This window comes from Bacillus sp. GBSW19 (assembly GCF_002998655.1).
Lineage (GTDB): Bacteria > Bacillota > Bacilli > Bacillales > Bacillaceae > Bacillus.
Genome location: NZ_PVRF01000001.1, coordinates 362,960 through 380,778 on the forward strand (window position 1 = coordinate 362,960; position 17,819 = coordinate 380,778).

Consider the following 17,819-nt stretch of genomic DNA (forward strand, 5'->3'; position numbering starts at 1 on the left):
TTCATTTCGTCAAAGTAAATTTTGAATAATTTTAATTAAAAAAATCCTGAGAAAATTCAATCTATTCTCAGGACCTTTATTCAAGCTATAGAGATAAAAGATCTGCTTCCAATGTTTTTTCTAAAAGGACATCAGGCGCAGTTAAATATAAAAATCCATTACCGACGAGGGCTTTCGACTGCTTCAGTGGAAGGGTTCTTCTGACAAGCTGAGCATAGACCTCAGGCTCTGTCAGCTTGCGCTGGAACGCTTCTTCCTCGGCATTTTTAATAATGGCTAGTGCACCGCTTACGTGAGGGGCGGCCATTGAGGTGCCTGTGAGTCTGCCGTATTTATGGTTAGGGAGAGTGGATAAAATGTCTTCTCCTGGAGCGACGAGGTCGATTTCTTTATTGGCATTGGAGAATTCAGAGGATTCTCTTGCAAGGGAGACAGAGCCGACGGCAATGACTTCATTGTATGCTGCTGGGTAGGAGAACTCTTCTGTACGCTCGTCCCCATCCCCTTCATTTCCTGCTGCGCACACAACAAGTACACCGCTTTTCACCGCGTTTTGAATGGCTTCCTGCAAGGCGGGCTCATTGCTTGGACCACCGAGAGACATGGAGATAATATCCACCTTCTGCTCAGCGGCATAGTTGATGCCATTAATGATCCATTCGTATTTCCCGCTGCCATTTTCACCGCCAAGAACTTTCACGATCAGCAGCTTGGCTTCAGGGGCAACCCCTAGAATTCCGCCATTTTGATCTGTTGCTGCAATCGTCCCTGCTACATGGGTGCCATGTCCGTTGTAGTCTTTCACATTTTCAGCATCTCCGTTGTCATCATCGGTAAAGTTCTTGCCTCCGATAATCTGATCTTTTAAGTCGGGATGCTCCGTGTCGCAACCTGTATCAAGGACAGCAATGGTTATGCCTTTTCCTTTGAAGCCACTTGACCAAAGTTCGGGTGCTTTAATCTCCTGAATACTTTCCGGCGTCTCTTTCGCTTCCATCACATTGGCTTTTACTTCATACGGAATTAAGCGAATTTCACCTTTCATAAGAAAGCCCTCCTTATTTTGTTTTCAAAGTAGATTCAGGCTGCGTAATGTTATTGTATAAAAGAAACTTTTGATCGGAAAGGGTCAATTGTAATAATTTTTCAAATAATCAATCTATTATCAAAAGTGCAGTTCTCCTCACTTCTTGACGAAAGAACTCAACTTTTGAGGAAAACTCTTGATATCATATGAAAAAGGAGGATATGCTGCATAGTGAGTTTGCACCTGTACAGATGAAAATGGGTTAAAAGGACTAAAAGAGGCAAACTAAAAAACAAGGAAATCAAGCAATAAATGCGATATAAAAAGTATGTATAATGTTTTTGTTCAAAAATAAATGTTTCTTTCATAAAAAATAGACATGAAGATTGTGACTGTTCCAAATGCGAAAGGCAACATATAATAATGAAAAGACAAGCTTGCCTTTCAGATAGGAGAGATAGAGATGAATAAAGGGAAGATACTCGTAGTCGAAGATGAAAAGAAAATTGCAAGGGTGCTGTCACTAGAGCTTGAATATGAAGGATATGAGGTGACAGTCAAAGAGACTGGAATGGATGGACTTCAGGCTCTTGAAGAAGCAAGCTTCGATTTGGTGCTGCTTGACGTCATGCTTCCAGAATTAAGCGGTCTTGAAGTGCTGAGAAGGGTTCGAAAGACAAATACAGCGACACCTATTATGTTGATTACAGCAAGAGGAAGTGTTCCTGATAAGGTAAGCGGGCTCGATCTTGGGGCGAATGATTATATTACAAAGCCCTTTGACATAGAAGAATTATTAGCACGAATTCGCGCGCAGCTAAGGTTGAATATTCATGCGCAAGAAGAGATGGAGACAGAGCTGAGCATAGCAGATTTGACTGTCAACGAGAAAACAAGAGACATACAAAGGGCAGGCCAAATGCTTGAACTCACACCGAGAGAATATGATCTGCTTGTCCACTTGCTGAAGCATCAGCAGCAAGTGCTCACAAGAGATCAACTTTTAACAGCCGTTTGGGGTTTTGATTATTTTGGTGATACGAACGTGGTGGATGTCTATATCCGTTATTTAAGAAAAAAAGTCGATTACCCATTCGAAAAACAGCTGATTCACACAGTGAGAGGTGTGGGTTATGTGATGAAAGGATAAAGAATGAGATTAAAAAATAAGATCCAGCTTTATACGTCGTTGTCTTTGTTTTTAATGGTGCTCTTATTTCATACAGCCATTTATTTTATTTTTTCGATAACCTTGACGCAAAAAGATATGTCCCGGCTGTCTGAGGTGGCTGAAAATATCGCCATTGCTTTAAAAAAATCAGAAGAAGAAGGTCTTCCATCTTCGGAGCTTCTGAAAGCGTACTTGCCCCAAAATGGCATGATCCGTGTCGTGACAGAAACGGGTGAATCAAAGCTGACTGTCACAAAGGAGTCAACGTTTAGTTCACTGCCTTTCACATATGAATCTGGGCAGACAGCAGAAATCAAAGAATACAACAAGCATATGACTGCGTTCGCTGCGATCCCGGTTATTTGGACAAATGGAGAGATTGTGTCGCTCCAAGTATATGAAGAAATCGAAAATACGGAAGAGAATTTGGCGTTATTAAGAATGATTTTAATCGCTGCTGGCGTTTTAATTATAGTGCTTTCCTATTTTGCTGGCCACATTTTAACAAAACAAATCGTACGCCCTATTAGTAGAATGACGAGCACCATGAAGGCAAGTATGAAGGAGAAGGCGTTTAAACGAATCAAACTAGCAGGCGATTCAAAGGATGAATTGTATCAAATGGGACAAACCTTTAATGAAATGTCAGAAATCCTCGAGAAGCATTATGAGAAAGAGCAGCAATTCTTGCATGATGCCTCTCATGAATTGAAGACACCGATTACCGTCATTATGAGCTACAGTAATTTACTGAAGCGCTGGGGGCAAACACGTCCAGAGGTTGTTGAAGAATCCTCCCAAGCGATTCATGATGAAGCGAAAAAAATGAAAAGGCTGACAGATCAATTGCTGACACTGGCAAAAAATGGTCAGCCTCTATATGTGGATATGAAGCCAGTCGATCTTGGTCATTTGTGCAAGCAGATATGCCATACACTTGAAGTGGCCACCAATCGAACCATTCAAACTCATGTGCAAACAGATCAGCCGCTTATTGTGGAAGGAGACGAAGAGAAAATCAAACAGCTTTTGACCATCTTGATTGATAATGCGGTCAAATATAGTACAGAGCCAGTTGATGTGACATGCGGATGGGCGGGAGAGAAGCCGTTTATTTCAGTCGTTGACCATGGGATTGGCATAAAAGAAGAGGATTTGCCGAAAATCTTTGACCGCTTTTTCCGTGTGGATGAAGCAAGAAACAGTGAGACGGGCGGAACGGGTCTTGGTCTTTCAATTGCGAAGCAAATTGCAGAAGAGCATAGAGCTGAGCTGAAGGTAGACAGCCGAATCGGCGAAGGGACAACCATGACCATTCTTTTCCGGAAATAAAATAGGTCTTTTCTCATCAATTTCTCATTTCCTCCTTATAAAATAGGAAATAGGAAGGAGGCGCTGCATGTCTAGAAAAACGAAAATGGTGCTTGCGCTCGCAGGATGTCTCGTCGTTCTTGCTGCCTTTGCAATGCTCATGATTCAAACCATTGATCAAAAAATATTAAGTGAAGCAGAAATCAAAAAAATCATCGCAAAAGACTACAATGGAAACATTACAAATATTGATTTAATCAATCATAAACAGGACTATACATTGACGCTGGAAAATGCAAATGGCATCTATCAAATCATTGCATCTTCTGCAAGCGGTCAAATGAAAGAAATCAGACAGACCAAAAGCTATCAAAAGCCAAATGAAAAAAATGCTGAGCTCCAGGCAGAGGAAGCGGCTGTTAAAAAAGTAAGCGGTACTGTCATCCAAAAGAAAGAAAAGTCAGATCGTTTTATCTTTACGATCCAATCAAAAAAAGAATTATATCAAGTCGATGTCGACAAGCAAACGTTTAAGGTGCTTGAAGCAGAAAAGAAAAAACCAACCTCTAAAGAAAAGAAACTGACGAAAATCACGGTTGAAGAAGCCATCCGAATTGCGGTAAAAGAAGTCGGAGGGACAGTGGATGATGCAGATCTTGAAACATTTAGCGGTATGCTCGTCTTTGAGGTGGAGCTGGATTTGCCTGACGGGCGTGAGGCAGAGGTGCTTGTGAACGCATATACAGGAGACATTGAAGGTATTACGTACGAAAACTAATCCTTTTCTCATGATTTTCTCATGTTTCTTTCCTTTCTTTATCATCTTGTTTCTTTAAGATAAAGGAGAAATCAAATAGAGGAGGACATGAACATGATGAAAAAAGTACTAGTAGCTACAGCATTAACAGGAACTCTTGTCGCAGGTGGTTTCACACTTCAAGCGCAAAATACAAATCAAACAGCACACGCCGAGCAGGTGGTGCAAAAGAAATCATCGTTTGTCTCAAAGAAACAAGCTGAAAAAGCAGCCCTAAAAGTCGTGAAAGGGTATGTGGACGATGTGGATCTTGAGCGTAAAAAAGGAAAATGGGTGTATGAGGTCGAGATTAAAAAAGGCGGCTTTGAATATAAAGTATATGTCGATGCGAAAACAGGAAAAGCGCTGAACGATCCAGTCAAAGAAAAGAAACAGAATGTGAAAATCACTAAAAAGCAGGCTGAAAAAATTGCCCTTGCAAAAGTAAAAGGAACAGTCACAGATTCTGATTTAGATAAAGAAAATGGTGTGTACTTGTATGAAGTCGAAATCACCACACCAAACGGCGAGGAAGTTGATTTTGAGATTTCCGCTAAAACAGGCAAAATCCTGAAGCAAGAATGGGATGATTAAGCCATCACCAAACCTTACACTTTCATGTGTAAGGTTTTTTCATTGGGACAAACTACGGGAAAGGAGGCGAGAGAATATGAAGAAAAAAGAAGAAGAGCAGACAATGGACCATGCGGAATATGTTCCGCATCCTAATGGAGAAGGATATGCTTTGTTTTTGCATGATTCCTTTCATCTCCTCTCCCAAGAGGATATGAATCAGCCAGAAGAGGAATAAAAGACATGAAAGGGCGATGGTCAACTTTGTCTATCGCTCTTTTTTTCAAAAGTAAGCGAATACATGAGGAAACTTGGCATCTTGCTTATTGACATCACTGCGCTTTTTCTGTAATCTCAGTGTGTCAACAATATGAGACTTCGTTAGGTGAGGCTCCTGTATGGAGATACGCTGCTGCCCAAAAATGTCCAAAGACGCCAATGGGTCAACAGAAATCATCGACATAAGGTGATTTTTAATGCAGCTGGATTTTTCCTATGCCATACAGTGCTAAAGCTCTACGATTGAAGGAGCAAGTGTTTATTTTGTTATGCTTACAAAGCGCCTTCATTCGGTTGAAGGTGCTTTTTTATGGGAAAAGGAGGTGTGGGGATGGATCATCCCGATTCGAGACACATAGAGAATATGTCAAAAGATCAGATTGAGACATCAGATAGAGGAGATCCTGACCCCCCGCACATTCTAAGGGATTCGGGTATCTCCTGACTTTGGGGAGGTAACAGCGATGATACAAAATATTACGTACGATGAACTCATTTTACGCATCATTATTTTACTAAGAGATGGAAAACGCAAAGAATTTAAAAACATCATGGAAGAACTTCAGCCATATGATATGGCCTACTTATTTAAAGAGCTTCCAGAAAAACACCGCGGCCGCTTCCTCAGCTTTTTACCAGTCGATGACGTGACAGAAATGATGGGTGAGCTGGAGCGGGAATACCAAGAAATCGTTCTTGAAAAAGTAGGGAAAGACAAAGCTACCTTCGTCACAAACAAAATGGATAACGATGATCTAGCCAACTTGTTTGATGAGATGGAGGATGAGCTAAAGGATCAGCTTTTATCTAACATGGAAGCAGAGGAATCAAAGGCCGTCCAGCTTCTTATGAATTACCCTGCTGAGACAGCGGGACGGATCATGACCAACCGGTACGTTTGGATTCCTCAGCATTATACGGTGCAGGATGCCGTTGTGAAGCTGAAAAGCTTTGCAGAAATTGCGGAATCAATCAACTATTTATATGTGATTAATGATCAAAAACAGCTTGTAGGCGTTCTCTCATACCGTGATCTCATTTTAGGTGAACCGGATGAAAAGGTGCAGGATCTCATGTTTACAAGAGTCATTGCCGTTGGAGCCTTTCAAGATCAGGAGGAAATCGCAAAGCTGATTGAACGGTATGATTTTCTTGCCATTCCTGTTGTGGAAGAGAACAATGTCCTAGTCGGAATCGTTACAGTCGATGATATCATTGATGTTGTCATTCAAGAGGCAGGCGAAGACTATGAGAAGTTTGCTGCCTCTGGTAAAGATATTACGTTCGACACGCCGGCATTTGTGGCGGCATACCGCCGTCTTCCATGGCTCATTCTGCTCTTGTTCATTGGGCTGATTTCAGGCAGTATTTTAAATTATTTTGAAGATACCCTTCAGCAAGTCGTTGCTTTAGCGTTCTTCATGCCGATGATTGCCGGGATGACAGGGAATACAGGGACACAGTCTCTTGCCGTCGTGATTAGAGGGCTTTCAAAAGAAGAATTAACGAAAAAAACCATTATGCGTCTTATTTTTAGAGAGCTGAGAACAAGTATTTACATTGGGATCGTCTGTTCCATTATTATTACAGTCGTCGCAATGGTGTGGCAGGGCAATATGATTTTAGGTTTTGTTGTCGGCTCCTCACTGCTTGCAACACTGATTATTGGGACAATGGCAGGTACGGTCGTGCCGATTATTTTACACAGATTAAACGTGGACCCAGCCATTGCATCTGGCCCGCTGATCACAACATTGAATGATATTCTATCCTTACTGATCTATTTTGGAATTGCAACAGCATTCCTTCATACACTGATGTAGCAAGAAGACTGTAAAACGTTACGTTTTACAGTCTTTTTTGAATAAAGATTGCATATAGCGCTTCCATCCTTTACATTTTAAGGAGAAGGTGGGAGAGAAAAATGAAGAAGTTTTTATTCATTTTAATGTGCATGGTATTGCTAGGTGCATGTTCAAGGGAAGACGAGGGGAAAGACAGAAGACTTGTGGCAGCAGAGTATATGATTGAAGCGATTACCGAAGGAGATAAACGAAAAATAGAAAACATCTATGTTGAAGGTGCTGTCCCAAGCCCAAATGACATTCTAAAGCTGAAAAAGGAATGGGGCATAGAGACGCTTTCTTATGAAGATTTTCAATTGGAAGAAGCCAGCATTCACGTCTTTCATGCGAATTACGAAGATGAAAAAACAGGGGAGAAAAAGGCACTTGCCATGCGGGTAATAGAAGATCCTGAAAAAGGCGGTGTACGGATTGACTTTGTAGGGGTCGTTGAAGGAACTGACGCTTCCTCTCAATGAAAAATTTTATTAGAAGACAAGGTATAATCTAAAATGATTTTATTTAAAAGGATAGAAGAGCTGAAAGAACTTCGCTCTATCTATCCTCTTTTTTACCACAAATGACCTGATCACATATGAGTTATGCCCATTAACTCCATAAATCGTGAGAGGGCACTGGTCATGTACGAATCGCGGCGCCTTATAAACACAGTGGGCACGATTCTATGTGGTTCCGGTAATGGATGACAGGTAAATCTGCCTTGCATCCGAGATTCAACCATAGATTTTGGTAATACGGTGACTCCAAGCCCGTTTTCAACGCATTTAAGCACGCCCTCTAAAGTGCCATATTCCATTACCTTCATAGGAGGGTAGCCATTGCTCTCTAACCATCGCTGCCAACGCCCCAAATAGATGCAATGCGCAAATGACGAAAGCAATGGTTCATGTAAGATTGATTCTACCAGGAATTCCTCCCGGGAGTAGCTTGTAATCAGAACAAGTGATTCTTCCAATACAGGGTACTCAATAATGTCCGGATGAAGAATTGGCCCATCAACCAATGCACCGTCTACCTTGTAGTTAAGAATAGCACTAACCTGATCTACAGTAGGTGCCATATACATGCTCAATTCTACTTGTGGAAATGTCTTATGATATTCTGTAAAAATGATTGGCAATCTTGTAGAAGCGGTTGACTCTATAGATCCAATGTGTAAAGTTCCCCGCGGAGTAGAGGAAAGCTTTACTGCTTCTATCGCTTCTTCAAAATCGTAGAGTAATTTGTTTACATATGGCAACAGTTCACGTCCTGCAGGCGTTAAGGATATCTTCTTGTGATATCGATAGAGAAGAGGAACACCTAATTCTTGTTCAAGACGTTGGATTCGTGCAGTGACATTCGACTGCACATAATTTAATTTCTCGGCAGCTTTTGTAATGCTTTGTTCAATAGCTACTGCTTTAAATATTTCCAAAGATTTAATATCCAAAATAACGCTCCTTTTTGCATCATAAATTGTGATGAACTATACACTATTTTTTGATTTTACGTGATCCAATAGAATAAGTAAACTTAATGATATAAGAGATTTATCATGAGGAGGAGAATTGAAAGGTAGAGAGTTTTAACTAGGAAAAGATAAAACAGGCGTTTCCAATTAAATGAGGAGGGAATCTATTGATTTCAAAGATTAATATCCAAGAGAAATTTTTGCAAATAAATGATTATTGGAATCCTAGAATAAGTGGAGAGTTGAACGACTCATACATTAAAATGGTAAAAATTAAGGGTGAATTCATTTGGCATCACCATGATGACGAGGATGAAATGTTCTTTGTATGTAAAGGGAATCTAGTCATCCGTTTTAGGGATAGAGAAATAGCTCTTAATGAAGGGGAGTTTCTTGTGATTCCTAAAGGAATTGAACATCAGCCAATTGCTGAAGAAGAAGTTCATTTGCTCTTAATTGAGCCCAAAACGACTCTAAACACGGGGAATGTGGTCAATGAACGAACTGTTTCGATTCCTGAACGAATGGATGAACACTAGATCGTTGCACTTAACAGGTGCTTTAGTTGAAAAAGAGGCAGCAATCGCTGTCTCTTTTTACTACGTTATCATACATTCACTTGTCTTTAATTTTAAAGAGTAAGCGAATCTTTATTTGTTTATCGATTTTTGTACCGGAAGTGTGCGTTAATCTGGCCTTCCAGCATTTTTTTCTTATATTGTCCGCTTTTTAATGCCTGTTCTTTTTTCTTCATGTCTTTCAAAATCTCGGCTGTTTGCACACCGTCTTCTCGTTTGTTGGCGATGTCCATTAAACGTTCTACATCAGAAAAAGAATATTTACGCGTGCCTCTTGTTGAGCGCTGGGGGTAGATGAGTCTGCGTTCCTCATAATATCGGATTTGCCTGACGGATAGCCCTGTTAATTCACTGACAATCCCGATTGAAATGACTTTTTTATCTTTATAAGATACATCTTCCTGCGTCATATACTCACCCCTGCAAGTCTTTTCTTCATATTATACAGAATGAGAAGGAAAAAAACCTATCATTTGTCAGAAAATATAACACAAAAACGAAAAAACGAAAAAATCATGGAAGGAAAGATAACAACAAATGTGAAATGAGTGTTGTGCGTGCATATAATGATGATGAGTTGAAATAGGAGGAGGAGCAAATGATGGAGCAAACACAGATCATCTGTATGGCAAAAGAAATCATCGCATTAGATATGAAGAGGGATGAATTACTGGAGCGATTCATGCAGGCGGCAGGTCAGAATGCACATGCTCTTCTAAGAGCCGTACAAAATGATTTGTATAAAAGATCTTCATAAGCACCTGGTCCAGATCACTTGATAGGAGGGGATAATCGGTGCGGCGTATCTTAACAGAAGCTTTAGCAAAGGAAAGACATTATTATACGAAGCAGCTCTGTTCATTAGGAGTTTACAGCCCTGATGCGGCCAAGAACATGACAATTAGTGACTTAAAAAAAGAGTATCACTTCTTTTTCAACAAAACAGAGCGTAATTTGTGAAAATCCCTTGAAATGTGCGTATGTCACATAAAGGGTTCTTTTTTTGCGTGCTTAATATTATAGCAATATTGAATTTTGTAGAAATTTGACGAATACAGTGTAAGGAAACGCAGTTCCTTTACAGATTATGTTAAACTATGTCGCATCTTGATGGTTTGCTAAAAAAGCTTTTTTTCGAGATGATTGTGAAAAATAAGAAGGATTTTAAAAGTTTATATCGAAATCTTATACATAACACGAATGGAGTCACTTATGTGGTTGAAAGGGTTTTCAAAAACGTACTTCTATTTTTTACGAAAGGCTCCAACTGCACCGCAAGAAAGCCTTGAAGTTAAAAAAATATTATAAGAGGTAGATATGTGATGAGACTATCGTTTAATGAAGAAGAAGTAGAACGTTCAATGACACTTTACAAGGTATTTGCAAGAGCATTTAAAAGCGTTTCAGAACACAGCATTAGAGACAGCAAAGAGCATGGATTTAATCCAACTGAATTTGCCGTTCTTGAATTGCTGTACACAAGAGGTGCTCAAAAACTTCAGCAAATCGGCTCAAGACTCCTGCTTGTCAGCGGGAATGTGACGTACGTAATTGACAAATTAGAACGAAATGGTTTCATTGAAAGAGAGCAGGACCCAAAGGATAAACGGTCGGTTTATGCCCATTTAACGGATAAAGGGCGCAGTTATCTTGATAAGATTTACCCGATTCATTCTCTCCGGATTGCGCGTGCGTTCTCTGGCCTCTCGCGTGAAGAACAAGAACAATTGATTAGTCTATTGAAAAAAGCAGGCATTCACAGTCAACATTTATTATTTAGATAGAACGAAAAGGTGCCATGATTGGCACCTCTCAGATTGTTGACAAAGGGCTAAAATGATCTTTATTTTAGCCCTTTGTCTTCTTTTCAGCGTGACCTGAAAACCTTTGAAGTCTAGGAAGGACGAGCACCGAAGCAGAGCGAATTTGACATTCGTGAGCATCGGAGCGCAGAACTGACAACGAATGCGAGGGTTTGTCTACACGCTGAAAGGTGCCATGATTGGCACCTTTTTTATGTGTCCAGCTGATGAGCCGGATAGGCAATGAATTTTTCGATATCGGTTGCTGGAAGGGGCTTTGCATAATAAAAACCTTGCAGGTCGTCACATCCTTGCGCAGATAAAAGCTGCGCCTGCGCAAAGGTTTCAACACCTTCTGCTATGACTTCGAGAGATAATTGATGTCCCATCGCGATAATGGCACCTGTAATCTGTTCAGACTTCGAATCATTTAAAATATCTTCAATGAAGGATTTGTCGATTTTCAGTCGATGAATGGGCAAATCCTTTAAATAGCTTAAGGAGCTATGACCTGTACCAAAGTCATCAATACTAATGCGAACGCCCAGATGTTTCAGCGACGTCAGCACCTGTTTTGATTGCTTGATATTGTCCATTGTCATACTTTCTGTGACTTCAAGCTCGAGCAGTGACGATGTCAGGTTGTATTTTTTCAGTGTCAGCTTAATCAAATCAATTAAGTCTTCAGAATTGAATTGTTTCGCAGATAAATTGACAGCCACAGGAATTTTCAGCCCGTTGTCATACCACGTTTTAGCCTGCCTGCATGCGGTATCAATGACCCATCTGCCAATATCAATGATCAGCCCTGATTCCTCTGCCAGCTCAATAAAAGCCTCAGGTGATTTTAAGGAACCATCTGGTGCCTTCATTCTTAGAAGAGCTTCTACGCCAGTCATCTTTCTTGTTTTCGCACTGACTTGCGGCTGGTAATGAAGCACAAACTGTTCTCTCTGAATGGCATCCCGCAACTCAAGCTCTCGATTTAACCTGTCTTCACTTGATCTTTCCATTGATTCGGTAAAGAACTCATACCGGCTTTGCTTATGTTTTTTGGATAAATACATCGCCATATCGGCTTTCCTCATCAATTCCATCCCATCTTTGCCATTTTGAGGTGAGATGGCGATCCCAATGCTGATAGATGTAATGAGCTGATGATTCTGGATGAAAAAAGGACGTTCAAATTGACGAATGATATTTTGAGAAAGCTGCTCAATTTTGTGTGTGTCATGTCCCATGTGAGGGAAGATCATTAAAAATTCATCCCCGCCTAGTCTTGCAATAAAGCCATTGTCCGGTAAACATTGCGTCAGTCTGTTTGCAGCTGCTTTAAGTAGTAAGTCTCCTATGTTATGACCAAGTGCATCATTAATAATTTTAAAACGATTCAAGTCAAGAAACAGAACAGCCGTTGATGTTCCTGTCTCTTCTTGAGCGGAGAGAACATCATTTAAATGGTTGATGGCGTGGCGCCGATTAGGAAGCTCAGTTAACGCATCATAATGTGCCATGACATGAATTTCTTTTTCTGCAATCCGCTGCTGCGTTAAATCTTTTAAGACAAGATAAATACTGTCAAGTGTATTGTTGACATGAACAGGTATGTAAGTGACATGATAATAATAAAAACGATCTGCTGCTTTCAGTTCTGCTTCACGTGTGATGGCTTTTTTTGACCGGGAAATAAATTCTTCCCACATCTCAGTCGGCATCACGTATTGACTGACATCATCACCAATCCAAGAATTGCACATTTTTAAGATTTGTTTACCTGAGTCGTTCGCAGAAAGCACCTTTCGATCGACAGATAACACGATAATGCCATCGATATTATGTTTAATGAGCGATTGAAACCGCTGTTCATTTTCCTTTAACTGATCTGACTGCTTCATGATTCGGTGATCTATATAGGCACCAAAGATCATCAGTGTTTGGACAATCAGTGTCATCAAGCCGATGAAAATCGACAGACTGAATGGCGACATTTCAAGAGAGCCGCCTGCAGCGGACTGTCCATCTGAATGAAAAAACATAGTAGAAGCAGCCATACCAGTATAATGCATGCCAGAAATAGCCCCACCCATCACGAGTGCACCAGCTATTTTTAACAGATGAACCTCCTTTTTTTTCTCGGATCGATGGAGCCGAAAAAAGAGATGCAGTGAAAAGAAAGATGCCAGCGCAGCAATGAAAAACGAAAGAAAAAAGAGGACTGGATCATAGCTGATTGAGACATTGGCCATTGATTCCATTCCAAGATAATGCATGCTGCAAATAGCAGAGCCCATGGTGATTGAACTAATGAGCAGCCGTCTTATGGAGAGCTGCTCTTGAATGCATATCGAGAATGCGATCAAAGAACCGACAAAAGACGCCAAAATCGATAAAATCAGTAAGGGAGTTTCATATGTGATGCCGGTTTGCATGTGAAATGCCATCATGCCAATAAAATGCATCGACCATATGCCCATCCCCATGATCATTGCACCAATGACCAGCCATACCTTTTTCTTTGCACCGCTTGACTGTATCACTCGGCTGGCTAACTGAAGAGCTGAGTAGGAGGCCACAGCGGCGACAGCGACTGACAGAAAGACAAGCCATCCGTTGTAGCTTCCTGTTAATTGGGTCATGTGAGAAAACCTCCAGTATCTTAAAACAGACATATACTTAATATATCGGATCGAATGGCTTCTGTGTTCACTTTTCCTTCACTTAAATACCACAATCAACGTTTTTTTCACGTGTCTTTTATAGTAAAATCAAATTTAATGTAAAAAAACGACGAAAAGTGAATCGTTTCTTCGGTTTTATTCGTTTAATATATGGTGTGATTCTAAAAGAGATAGAATCGTCAAACGATTATGTGTGAAAGGGATTGATAAACATCGAAGATTTTATTATTTCTTTAGCTGATGCTTTTAAGAACTTGTCGTACTTTGGCATCTTCCTCGCATTATGCATTGAATTTGTTCCTGCTGAAGTGGTTCTGCCTCTTGCGGGTTACTGGGTCTCAGAAGGGGACATGGCCTTCATCGGTGTTGTGGCTGCCGGCTCCATTGGCGGCGTGGCTGGCCCTTTGACCTTATACTGGTTAGGACGTTATGGCGGCAGACCCTTTTTAAATAAATATGGGAAGTACTTTTTTGTCAAACCTGAGTCGCTTGATAAATCGGATGCTTTCTTTGAAAAGCATGGTGGTTTCGTCGCCTTTAGCGGCCGGTTTATTCCAGGGGTCAGAACGCTTATTTCCATCCCGTGCGGTATTGCCAAGATGAATGTGTGGGTCTTTTGCTTGTATACGTTTTTGGCGATTACGCCCATTACATTTGTGTATGTGTATCTTGGGTTTGTGCTCGGGGAGAACTGGAAAGAGGTTGGCGCTATGTTAGATCCATATCTTTTACCGATTGGGATCGGGGTTGTGTTGTTGTTCGTGATGTATATATGGCTGAAACGTAGAAAAAGAAAAACAGAAACACCAACGGCCTAATCACTGAAAGTCACCTGTTGACAATACAGTGTGTATTGATTATGATATAAGTAATCTAAATATTCTTAAATCCCACCAAAGGGGAGTAGCGTCCGGTTTTACCGGAAACAAAGTCGTCATTACATGGACTTACGTTCCATCGGCTTTGTTGGCATGATTCTACATATCACATGTCTAGCAAGACCTTTGCCATTACAGGCAAAGGTCTTTTTTGTATTCATAAGCCTTTGTCTGTTGTGGGACAATAGATAAAAACAAGGAGGAATGATGATGGATGCAGCAATTATTTTAGAGTACGGGTGGGTTCTTCTCGTGCTGATTGGATTAGAAGGGATTTTAGCAGCTGATAACGCGCTGGTCATGGCTGTGATGGTTAAACACCTTCCTGAAAAGCAAAGAAAAAAGGCATTGTTTTACGGACTTGCGGGTGCGTTTGTCATGCGATTTGGTTCCCTGTTTCTTATTTCGTTTTTAGTGGATGTGTGGCAAGTTCAAGCCATTGGTGCAATTTATCTTCTTTATATTTCCATTCACCATATTTTAAAATCGCACGTATTTAAGAAAAAGGAATCAGACACAAACATGAAGCAAAGCGGCTTCTGGGCAACAGTCGTAAAAGTCGAGCTTGCCGACATCGCTTTTGCTGTAGATTCCATCTTAGCGGCCGTCGCATTAGCCGTGACATTGCCGAAAACGAGTCTTCCGCAAATCGGCGGACTCGATGGCGGTCAATTTATTGTCATTCTTTTAGGTGGTATCATCGGTCTTATCATCATGCGATTTGCAGCTACTGTCTTTGTGAAACTGCTCAAAACAAGACCGAGCCTAGAAACAGCAGCCTTTGTCATTGTCGGATGGGTTGGTGTGAAGCTCACGCTTTATACACTATCACATCCAGCCATTGGCGTCGTATCGTCTCATTTTATTCATTCAACATTATGGAAAGTGATTTTCTGGACGGTGCTTCTCGCAATTGCAGCATTTGGCTGGTTTTTATCAAGTCCATCAAGAAAAGGCGGCCAAGAAAACGATGGAAAACAAGAGGGACGCCTAGAAGAGTAGGTTTTTTGAAAGAAATATCATTTCATTTTCATAACACGTATATTACAAATAAGGGGGAGATACCCCCTTATTTCTTTGCTTTTAGACGAAACATTGTAAAGTAGATGATGATATACATGTCATAATTGAGTAACAGGAAATGAATTCCTCATTTCTTCCTTTGCGCTTCCCTCATAAATTAGCTATCATAAATGAGTAATATAGGGAGAACTGAGGTGAAACCATTGCTTAGCCTTTTGTTTAAAAAAGGAAAGAAAAAGCAAACATTAGAGCAGTCGGCTATCAGTATTCAACAAGGTGATATCGAGCTGCAAAATGCATTAATAGAGCAATACAAACCATTTGTCGCTAAGACGGTTTCATCCGTTTGTAAACGATATATAGATGAAAAAGATGATGAATTCAGCATAGGCTTAATTGCCTTTAATGAAGCGATAGAAAAATACTCTGCCGAAAAAGGAAACTCACTCCTTGCTTTCGCAGAATTAATTATTAAAAGAAAAGTGATCGACTATATTCGAAAAGAAGCGAGAAATGCGCCAACGGTTCAAATGGACCTGCAAGAAAGTGAAAATGGCGAGTACTCTCAAAGCATGATTGAAGCAGAGCTGTCTACAAATGAATATAGACGTTTAATTGAACAAGAACATAGAAGAGAAGAAATAGAACATTTTAAAGAACGATTAAAAGTATACGGTCTCACGTTTCAAGAGCTGCTTGAACATTCACCAAAGCATGCAGATGCCAGGCAAAATGCTATTAAAGTAGCTCACACACTCGTTGAACACGATGAGCTCAGAACCATTTTATTTCAGAAAAAACAATTGCCGGTCAAACAGCTTGAAAAGCTAGTGGAAGTCAGCCGCAAAACGATTGAGAGAAATAGAAAATACATCATTGCGATGGCGATCATTATGACGGGTGATTATGTGTATTTGAAAGATTACCTTAAAGGGGTGCTTAATTCATGAGAAGAGGCATTATAGTAGAGAAAAACAAAAAATATGTCACGCTGCTGACCCCTGATGGACAATTTCTGCGGACAAAATATGAACAGCAAGACTATGAAATCGGTCAAGAAGTGACATTTCCGAATGAATCACGTCTCGAAAGAAAAAGGGCCGGTTTTTTTGACCTGCTTCGTTTACGTCCGTTAAATGCAGGAATCCTATCAATCGCAGCGATTATTGTCGTGATTTTTACTATGATGCCATCTTTCTCAAGTCAAAAAGCATATGCATATATGACAATTGACATTAACCCAAGCTTTGAACTGAAGCTTGATCACGATTATCAAGTGATCGGTGTCACACCACTGAATAAAGATGCGAAACAAGTACTGGCCAGTATGAAGGATTTAGAAAAAAATGACATGACCAAAGTCGTGCAGGAAATCATAGACGACTGTGACAAAAAAGGTTACGTGAACCACTCTAAGAGCATTTATATTTCAACGGTTTATGAAAACACGCAGGACCATACATATAAAACCAACGTCAAAAGTAAAATTAACACCATCTCTGGTGAATATCAAAAGCGTGATTACAAGCTAGAAACTGTGGAAAGTGACCTGGAAACAAGAGAAAAAGCTCAAAAGGCAGGCATCTCAACAGGCACATATATCAGAAATCAAGAAATGCAAGACAAAGATCAAGAAGACATTCAAAAGGATGAAGACGCAGCAGAGAGTGATGCTGTCAAAGAAGAAGAGCCTAACAAAGATGATGAAGATCAAACAGACAAAGACAAACAAGATGACGTCAAGACAGACGATAGCGAAGAGGTGAAGCCAGATCAAGAGGCTCCTGAAGCTGAAGACAAAGAGCAGAAGGAACTAGAGAGGGAAGAGCAAGGATCTGTTCAAAAGCCTCACCAAACAAAACCTGATGATGAAAGCAAAGACAATCAAATAAAGGAAGAAAAGGATCGCTCTTTCGATAAAGAACAAAAAAAAAATCACTCAACGGAACCTGATGACAAAAGAAATCCAAACGGCACATCACGTGATGGCGCTGAAAAGCACACAAAAAAAAACGACAGGGATCAGAAACGGCCGTCCGCTGAACGAAAAAGAGAACATATGAAGCAAGGAAAAGGTGTACCGTCCCCTTATCGTGAGAACCGGGGCGAGCACACATATGAACAATAAAAAACGCCAGAATAGCTCCGGCGTATTTCACCATGTTTTTATTTAGATTGATTGCCCATTTGTGATTGAGCCTGTTGAACGAGTCTTTTTGTAATTTCACCGCCAACAGAACCGTTTGCACGTGCGACTGTATCTGAACCGAGAGTCACGCCAAATTCTTGAGCGATCTCGTATTTAAATTGATCTAATGCTTGTTCTACTCCAGGAACAAGAAGTTGATTTCGGTTTGCCATGTCCATATTCCTCCTTTCACCTCA

20 protein-coding genes and 2 riboswitches are annotated in these 17,819 nt (G+C 40.5%); of the genes, 15 read left to right on the top strand and 5 right to left on the bottom strand.

The features are described 5' to 3' along the window. Positions 1-85: 85 nt before the first annotated feature. Complete coding sequence (locus C6344_RS01965) at positions 86-1,045, bottom strand: S8 family peptidase (protein ID WP_003210884.1); 960 nt, start codon at positions 1,043-1,045, stop codon at positions 86-88. 445 nt (positions 1,046-1,490) lie between these two features. Here C6344_RS01965 and C6344_RS01970 point away from each other — a divergent pair, with 445 nt between their 5' ends. The 7 genes from C6344_RS01970 to C6344_RS02000 all read left to right on the top strand — a co-directional run bounded on the left by C6344_RS01970 (position 1,491) and on the right by C6344_RS02000 (position 7,480). Further along, on the top strand, positions 1,491-2,177 hold the full coding sequence (locus C6344_RS01970) for a response regulator transcription factor (protein ID WP_106072680.1): 687 nt from the start codon (positions 1,491-1,493) through the stop codon (positions 2,175-2,177). A 3-nt stretch (positions 2,178-2,180) separates the two neighbouring features. Continuing rightward, the gene (locus tag C6344_RS01975) at positions 2,181-3,530 is read left to right on the top strand and encodes a HAMP domain-containing sensor histidine kinase (RefSeq protein ID WP_060596099.1); all 1,350 of its coding nucleotides are present in this window, start codon (positions 2,181-2,183) and stop codon (positions 3,528-3,530) included. 67 nt (positions 3,531-3,597) lie between these two features. Continuing rightward, entirely contained in the window at positions 3,598-4,287 is a 690-nt protein-coding gene (locus C6344_RS01980; protein WP_066030991.1) for a PepSY domain-containing protein, read from the top strand. Positions 4,288-4,380: 93 nt separating this feature from the next. Continuing rightward, complete coding sequence (locus C6344_RS01985; RefSeq protein WP_034662966.1) at positions 4,381-4,899, top strand: PepSY domain-containing protein; 519 nt, start codon at positions 4,381-4,383, stop codon at positions 4,897-4,899. A 76-nt stretch (positions 4,900-4,975) separates the two neighbouring features. Continuing rightward, positions 4,976-5,116, top strand: coding sequence for a hypothetical protein (locus C6344_RS18775; RefSeq protein WP_189313000.1), 141 nt, complete (start codon positions 4,976-4,978; stop codon positions 5,114-5,116). Between the two features lie 132 nt (positions 5,117-5,248). Beyond that, positions 5,249-5,412: riboswitch (M-box (ykoK) riboswitch) on the top strand. Positions 5,413-5,621: 209 nt separating this feature from the next. After that, complete coding sequence (gene mgtE / locus C6344_RS01995; protein WP_034662959.1) at positions 5,622-6,980, top strand: magnesium transporter; 1,359 nt, start codon at positions 5,622-5,624, stop codon at positions 6,978-6,980. Between the two features lie 101 nt (positions 6,981-7,081). Then, positions 7,082-7,480, top strand: coding sequence for a hypothetical protein (locus C6344_RS02000; protein ID WP_106036734.1), 399 nt, complete (start codon positions 7,082-7,084; stop codon positions 7,478-7,480). 110 nt (positions 7,481-7,590) lie between these two features. On the opposite strand, the gene C6344_RS02005 is transcribed toward C6344_RS02000, so the two are convergent. Further along, positions 7,591-8,454, bottom strand: a complete 864-nt coding sequence (locus C6344_RS02005) for a LysR family transcriptional regulator (RefSeq protein WP_106072681.1) — start codon at positions 8,452-8,454, stop codon at positions 7,591-7,593. A gap of 188 nt (positions 8,455-8,642) precedes the next feature. Between C6344_RS02005 and C6344_RS02010 the strand changes: the two genes are divergently transcribed. Then, positions 8,643-9,014 (top strand): cupin domain-containing protein, encoded by a 372-nt coding sequence (locus tag C6344_RS02010; RefSeq protein ID WP_080869519.1) that lies wholly within the window; start codon positions 8,643-8,645, stop codon positions 9,012-9,014. Between the two features lie 119 nt (positions 9,015-9,133). Here the strand turns inward: C6344_RS02010 and C6344_RS02015 are convergent, their stop codons facing one another. Further along, entirely contained in the window at positions 9,134-9,463 is a 330-nt protein-coding gene (locus C6344_RS02015; protein WP_012009715.1) for a MerR family transcriptional regulator, read from the bottom strand. A gap of 191 nt (positions 9,464-9,654) precedes the next feature. Between C6344_RS02015 and C6344_RS18780 the strand changes: the two genes are divergently transcribed. The 3 genes from C6344_RS18780 to C6344_RS02025 all read left to right on the top strand — a co-directional run bounded on the left by C6344_RS18780 (position 9,655) and on the right by C6344_RS02025 (position 10,837). Continuing rightward, a complete protein-coding gene (locus C6344_RS18780; RefSeq protein ID WP_164847173.1) occupies positions 9,655-9,810 on the top strand; it encodes a hypothetical protein in 156 nt (51 codons plus the stop codon). A gap of 38 nt (positions 9,811-9,848) precedes the next feature. Further along, entirely contained in the window at positions 9,849-10,013 is a 165-nt protein-coding gene (locus C6344_RS02020) for a hypothetical protein (protein WP_034662950.1), read from the top strand. Positions 10,014-10,372: 359 nt separating this feature from the next. Next, on the top strand, positions 10,373-10,837 hold the full coding sequence (locus tag C6344_RS02025) for a MarR family winged helix-turn-helix transcriptional regulator (RefSeq protein ID WP_088004396.1): 465 nt from the start codon (positions 10,373-10,375) through the stop codon (positions 10,835-10,837). A gap of 230 nt (positions 10,838-11,067) precedes the next feature. Here the strand turns inward: C6344_RS02025 and C6344_RS02035 are convergent, their stop codons facing one another. Continuing rightward, positions 11,068-13,491 carry a bifunctional diguanylate cyclase/phosphodiesterase gene (locus tag C6344_RS02035; RefSeq protein WP_106072682.1) on the bottom strand — a complete coding sequence of 808 codons (2,424 nt, stop codon included), beginning with the start codon at positions 13,489-13,491 and terminating at the stop codon, positions 11,068-11,070. 245 nt (positions 13,492-13,736) lie between these two features. Between C6344_RS02035 and C6344_RS02040 the strand changes: the two genes are divergently transcribed. From C6344_RS02040 to C6344_RS02055, 4 genes are all read left to right on the top strand, one after another. After that, positions 13,737-14,351, top strand: coding sequence for a DedA family protein (locus C6344_RS02040; RefSeq protein ID WP_106030756.1), 615 nt, complete (start codon positions 13,737-13,739; stop codon positions 14,349-14,351). Between the two features lie 68 nt (positions 14,352-14,419). Beyond that, positions 14,420-14,590: riboswitch (yybP-ykoY riboswitch) on the top strand. Between the two features lie 31 nt (positions 14,591-14,621). Beyond that, positions 14,622-15,413: a TerC family protein gene (locus tag C6344_RS02045; RefSeq protein ID WP_106030757.1), complete on the top strand. Its 792-nt coding sequence runs from the start codon at positions 14,622-14,624 to the stop codon at positions 15,411-15,413. 215 nt (positions 15,414-15,628) lie between these two features. After that, entirely contained in the window at positions 15,629-16,384 is a 756-nt protein-coding gene (gene sigI, locus C6344_RS02050) for an RNA polymerase sigma factor SigI (protein WP_034662939.1), read from the top strand. Next, positions 16,381-17,562, top strand: a complete 1,182-nt coding sequence (locus tag C6344_RS02055) for an anti-sigma factor domain-containing protein (protein WP_106072683.1) — start codon at positions 16,381-16,383, stop codon at positions 17,560-17,562. Before sigI ends, C6344_RS02055 begins: the two co-directional genes overlap by 4 nt. Positions 17,563-17,600: 38 nt before the next feature. Here the strand turns inward: C6344_RS02055 and C6344_RS02060 are convergent, their stop codons facing one another. Continuing rightward, positions 17,601-17,795 carry an alpha/beta-type small acid-soluble spore protein gene (locus C6344_RS02060; protein ID WP_003211343.1) on the bottom strand — a complete coding sequence of 65 codons (195 nt, stop codon included), beginning with the start codon at positions 17,793-17,795 and terminating at the stop codon, positions 17,601-17,603. Positions 17,796-17,819 lie beyond the last annotated feature (24 nt).

What these genes read in the sequence shown, in the direction of transcription:
- C6344_RS02055 (WP_106072683.1), top strand. Translation starts at nt 16,381, where the DNA reads ATGAGAAGAGGCATTATAGTAGAGAAAAACAAAAAATATGTCACGCTG.
- C6344_RS01975 (WP_060596099.1), top strand. Translation starts at nt 2,181, where the DNA reads ATGAGATTAAAAAATAAGATCCAGCTTTATACGTCGTTGTCTTTGTTT.
- C6344_RS01985 (WP_034662966.1), top strand. Translation starts at nt 4,381, where the DNA reads ATGATGAAAAAAGTACTAGTAGCTACAGCATTAACAGGAACTCTTGTC.
- C6344_RS02000 (WP_106036734.1), top strand. Translation starts at nt 7,082, where the DNA reads ATGAAGAAGTTTTTATTCATTTTAATGTGCATGGTATTGCTAGGTGCA.
- C6344_RS02015 (WP_012009715.1), bottom strand. Translation starts at nt 9,463, where the DNA reads ATGACGCAGGAAGATGTATCTTATAAAGATAAAAAAGTCATTTCAATC.
- C6344_RS18780 (WP_164847173.1), top strand. Translation starts at nt 9,655, where the DNA reads ATGGAGCAAACACAGATCATCTGTATGGCAAAAGAAATCATCGCATTA.
- C6344_RS01970 (WP_106072680.1), top strand. Translation starts at nt 1,491, where the DNA reads ATGAATAAAGGGAAGATACTCGTAGTCGAAGATGAAAAGAAAATTGCA.
- C6344_RS18775 (WP_189313000.1), top strand. Translation starts at nt 4,976, where the DNA reads ATGAAGAAAAAAGAAGAAGAGCAGACAATGGACCATGCGGAATATGTT.
- C6344_RS02060 (WP_003211343.1), bottom strand. Translation starts at nt 17,795, where the DNA reads ATGGCAAACCGAAATCAACTTCTTGTTCCTGGAGTAGAACAAGCATTA.
- mgtE (WP_034662959.1), top strand. Translation starts at nt 5,622, where the DNA reads ATGATACAAAATATTACGTACGATGAACTCATTTTACGCATCATTATT.
- C6344_RS02035 (WP_106072682.1), bottom strand. Translation starts at nt 13,491, where the DNA reads ATGACCCAATTAACAGGAAGCTACAACGGATGGCTTGTCTTTCTGTCA.
- C6344_RS01980 (WP_066030991.1), top strand. Translation starts at nt 3,598, where the DNA reads ATGTCTAGAAAAACGAAAATGGTGCTTGCGCTCGCAGGATGTCTCGTC.
- C6344_RS01965 (WP_003210884.1), bottom strand. Translation starts at nt 1,045, where the DNA reads ATGAAAGGTGAAATTCGCTTAATTCCGTATGAAGTAAAAGCCAATGTG.
- C6344_RS02045 (WP_106030757.1), top strand. Translation starts at nt 14,622, where the DNA reads ATGGATGCAGCAATTATTTTAGAGTACGGGTGGGTTCTTCTCGTGCTG.